The sequence below is a fragment of the Halomonas sp. genome (assembly GCF_052095695.1).
Taxonomy (GTDB): domain Bacteria; phylum Pseudomonadota; class Gammaproteobacteria; order Pseudomonadales; family Halomonadaceae; genus Vreelandella.
This window is the reverse complement of the sequence record NZ_JBQDLQ010000160.1, coordinates 1-3,720: the sequence shown is the minus strand read 5'-3', so window position 1 is coordinate 3,720 and position 3,720 is coordinate 1. Positions and strand designations below refer to the sequence as shown.

The following is a 3,720-nucleotide window of genomic DNA, read 5'->3' as shown; positions in this document are numbered from 1 at the left end:
TCTTGAAGAATGACGAGAAGGGCGACCCGATGATAAACGAGTCGCTAGCGGAGACGTTCGGCTGGGCAACGCCTGAGCAGTTAGCTCAAATGAAGGTATTAACCTTTAAGGTTAACCATATCCTCAAAGCACTGTTCGCAGAGGGCGATATGCTGTTGGTGGATTACAAGCTGGAATTTGGCGTATTCAAAGGCGAGATAGTGCTGGGCGATGAGTTCTCCCCGGATGGCTGCCGTCTATGGGACGCTAACACCCGTGAAAAGCTCGATAAAGATCGCTTCCGTCAGGGGCTGGGCGGTGTGATTGAGGCTTACGAAGAAGTTGGCCGCCGTCTGGGTATTACGTTTCCCGCTTAAAGCTTAAGCATTGCTTGATGGCGTCTCGTAAGATTCGATAGCCACCACCTCCAGTGTGGTGGCTTCGCTGTTTTGGTATGGCTGAAATTTAATGTCCGCATCGCGCAGGCGCACGCTATATAGGCGACCAGAGGCAGCGTCTTTTTGCTGATAAGCTGGTCTCGGGTCTTGTCTCAACACTTGTTCTATTAGTGCATGCAGGGTAGCGCCATCTTGCCGTTGGGCAAGCGCTGCTAGGGCCGTTGGATGAAAAATGACTTCAATCAATGACGGCGTGTTAGGCGCAAAACCTGAGCGCGCATCAGGAAGAGCTTCGGCCCAGGGCAGATAGGGTTTTATATCCACCACCGGGGTGCCGCTGACCAAGTCGCAGCCTGATAGCGTCAGCGTCACGCCGTTTTGAGTGTTAATGTCTGTTAAGGCTACCAGTGAAAGCCCTAGGCGATTCGGGCGGTGTGTGCTGCGGCTGGCAAAAACACCCACCTTTTTGTTACCCCCCAAGCGCGGTGGCCGTATTAGCGGTGACCAGCGCTCAGGGCTCTGATGAAAAATAAAGGTTAGCCAGAGATGGCTGAAATCTTCCAAGCCGCGCACTGTTAGCGGGTCGTTATAAGGGGGCGTGAGTACAAGCGTGGCTTGTGCGGCCGGTGCGAGGCCGGGCTGGCGCGGAATCCCGAACTTGTCCGGGTAGTCGCTCACCACATGGCCAATGGGAGATAGCGTAAAATGCTCGTTGTGCAGGGCGTCGTCCATCACACTGCCTTTTACTGGAAACTGGCTGCGTAGTATAAAGCAGGCCGGTAGGTTAAGTGTGATCGAATGATCCTTTATCGAAAGAACCTTTTTCAAATGTACGCCGAACAGCTCAGAGGTGACGTATGACCAATACCGAGGAGCACCAAACGGTAGTGCCCACAGACGCGCGAGTGATTTGTCGCGCAGCGTTGGCACGCGACGCGGCTGATCAGGCTGAAGTCTTTTATCATGCAGTGATGCAGGGCGCGGCGACTCACTACACGCTCTCCGAGAGACGTGCGTGGGCTCAGGCTCTGCCACGAGAGGGCAGTGCGTGGGCGGTGCGCCAAGCGCTGTATACCACGCTAGTGGCTACTTGCGATGGCCGGTGTGTCGGGTTTCTGGAATTGGACTTATCCACAGGGCGAATTGAGACGCTCTATGTATGGCCGTCATTAGCAGGCCGCGGTATTGGCACGACGCTGCTTGTCCATGCAGAGCGAATGCTGCTTGAAGAAGGCAAGGGGCGGGTGGAGATAGAGGCGAGCCTAGTGCTCTATGAGCGCCTGCTGCGCCGCGGCTGGGAAAGCCACGGCGAACAGTGGGTGGAGCGCAGTGGAGAGCGGCTCCAGCGTTACCGACTATCAAAGTCTCTTAGCGCGATTGAAACGTAGGTTGATTCATAATCAGCCCTTACACGCTATAGCTACGTGTAATGCGCATTGAGAGATCAATCGAGGCAATATCCTTGGTGAGCGCGCCGCTAGAGATGCAGTCGACGCCGGTGTCGGCGATTGCACGCAAAGTGCTGGCATCAACGTTGCCTGAGGCTTCCAGAGTGGCGCGGCCACCGTTAATCTCGACTGCAGCGTAAAGGTCTTCAATAGCGAAGTTGTCGAGCATCACAATATCGGCACCGGCGGCCAGCGCCTGATCCAATTCCTCAAAGCTTTCGACTTCCACTTCCACGGGCAGGTCGCTGGCCAACTTTCGTGCCTGGGCGACCGCGGCTTGGATACCACCACAGGCGGTGATGTGGTTTTCTTTGATCAAAAACGCATCCCAGAGACCAAGCCGATGATTGTGGCCGCCGCCACAGGTAACCGCATATTTCTGCGCTAGGCGCATGCCAGGCAGTGTTTTGCGTGTGTCGAGCAGGCGTGCGTTGGTGCCTTCAATCAGGTCGGCATAGGTGCGTGTTGCGGTGGCCGTAGCAGACAGTGTTTGCAGCACATTGAGGGCCGCTCGTTCGCCGGTGAGCAGTGTTCGAGCGGGGCCTTCCAGGGTTAAGAAGCACTGGCCCGCCTCAAGCTTATCACCGTCGGCGGCGTGCCAGCTTAAGCTTGCACGGCTATCCAGTCGGCGGAAGATTTCGTCCACCCAGGCTGCGCCGCATAGCACGGCGGCTTCGCGGGTAATAATATCTGCCGTGGCCCACTGGTGCTCAGGGATCAATTGCGCGGTAATGTCGCCAGGGCCAACGTCTTCTGCTATCAGACGAGCAGCGCTGGCGCGGATTTCTTCGGCAAGAGCAGATTGATAGTGCATAGCGTTGGATTCTCTAGGCGTCTTAAAATGTGTACGGCCAGTATAATGAAAGAAAGCGGTGAATGAGAGCGCTAACCAAGAGGAGGCCTTGCGCGTGGAAAATCAACAAACGCTTAGCGGCTGGTGGGAAAGTGCACGAAAAGTCGTCTCGCCTAACGTTGATAATCGGCCTGACGGCGAAGTGTCACTGCTAGTGATTCATGCGATAAGCCTTCCGCCGGGTGAGTTTAGCGGTACGGCGATTGAAGCGCTGTTTACCAATCAGCTGGCGATCGATGAGCATCCTTTTTTTGCGAGCATTGCCCATTTAAGAGTATCTGCTCACCTGCTGATACGCCGCGATGGCGAGTGCGTTCAGTTTGTTGATACCGACCAGCGTGCCTGGCATGCAGGACGTTCTTGCTGGTGGGATGCGCGGCAAGCTATGTGGCGTAGGACGCTTAACGATTTCTCAGTGGGTATTGAGCTTGAAGGGGATGATGTAACACCGTTTACTAAAGCGCAGTATCTGGCGCTGGCACGGGCGACAAGATGGTTGTTCAGCCGCTACCCTCAGCTCGATAGTGGGCGTATCACCGGTCATGCGCATGTCGCGCCACTGCGCAAAACAGACCCTGGGCCCGCCTTTGACTGGGCGTATTTTTATAGGTTGCTAAAAGAATAGCGGTGAATGCTAATGCTCATCACCGTACTCCTATTAAGTGCTTCAATAGCTAGATAATAAAACGGTAGTTTAATTACAGGGTGCAGGCATTTAGTCATACTGGGTGATGTTCTATAAATCGCTTATGTTGCAGTGCAATAGTTTGTTTTCGATAGGCTTTTACGTTGATCTAGAATTGGCAGCGTGGCGACTTTGCGGTATCTTCACCTATACAAAAGGCTAACTTTTACGACATTTGTGTAGCTTTACTACATCAAGATGTACGTAGCTTGTTGAATGTAGAGCGAAAACCTATCCGGCAACCATTTGCCGGCTGAATGTTGGTGCGTAGTGGTATGCCACACCACCGCCCCAGGCCCTACCGGGTAGCGGGGATTATTGTCATTTATCGTCATTCGGAGAGACCTCTATGAGTCT

The 3,720-nt window shown here is 54.2% G+C and carries 5 protein-coding genes; 3 read left to right on the top strand and 2 right to left on the bottom strand.

What is annotated here, in order from left to right; translation table 11 throughout:
- Positions 1 to 356: phosphoribosylaminoimidazolesuccinocarboxamide synthase (locus ACTH5D_RS17580; RefSeq protein ID WP_441673483.1), on the top strand; the 356-nt coding region annotated here is incomplete at its 5' end.
- A gap of 3 nt (positions 357 to 359) precedes the next feature.
- Here the strand turns inward: ACTH5D_RS17580 and tsaA are convergent.
- Complete coding sequence (tsaA, locus tag ACTH5D_RS17575; protein WP_096278223.1) at positions 360 to 1,109, bottom strand: tRNA (N6-threonylcarbamoyladenosine(37)-N6)-methyltransferase TrmO; 750 nt, start codon at positions 1,107 to 1,109, stop codon at positions 360 to 362.
- Positions 1,110 to 1,234: 125 nt separating this feature from the next.
- On the opposite strand from tsaA, the gene ACTH5D_RS17570 reads away from it, so the two are divergent.
- Positions 1,235 to 1,765: a GNAT family N-acetyltransferase gene (locus tag ACTH5D_RS17570; RefSeq protein WP_096278226.1), complete on the top strand. Its 531-nt coding sequence runs from the start codon at positions 1,235 to 1,237 to the stop codon at positions 1,763 to 1,765.
- Between the two features lie 19 nt (positions 1,766 to 1,784).
- Here the strand turns inward: ACTH5D_RS17570 and nadC are convergent, their stop codons facing one another.
- Positions 1,785 to 2,639, bottom strand: coding sequence for a carboxylating nicotinate-nucleotide diphosphorylase (nadC, locus tag ACTH5D_RS17565; RefSeq protein ID WP_096278228.1), 855 nt, complete (start codon positions 2,637 to 2,639; stop codon positions 1,785 to 1,787).
- Positions 2,640 to 2,733: 94 nt separating this feature from the next.
- Here nadC and ampD point away from each other — a divergent pair, with 94 nt between their 5' ends.
- The gene (ampD, locus tag ACTH5D_RS17560) at positions 2,734 to 3,303 is read left to right on the top strand and encodes a 1,6-anhydro-N-acetylmuramyl-L-alanine amidase AmpD (protein ID WP_096282290.1); all 570 of its coding nucleotides are present in this window, start codon (positions 2,734 to 2,736) and stop codon (positions 3,301 to 3,303) included.
- Positions 3,304 to 3,720 lie beyond the last annotated feature (417 nt).

Bases quoted from the DNA above. Each gene is read 5' to 3' on its own strand.
- tsaA (WP_096278223.1), bottom strand. From the start codon at position 1,109: ATGGACGACGCCCTGCACAACGAGCATTTTACGCTATCTCCCATTGGC.
- nadC (WP_096278228.1), bottom strand. From the start codon at position 2,639: ATGCACTATCAATCTGCTCTTGCCGAAGAAATCCGCGCCAGCGCTGCT.
- ACTH5D_RS17570 (WP_096278226.1), top strand. From the start codon at position 1,235: ATGACCAATACCGAGGAGCACCAAACGGTAGTGCCCACAGACGCGCGA.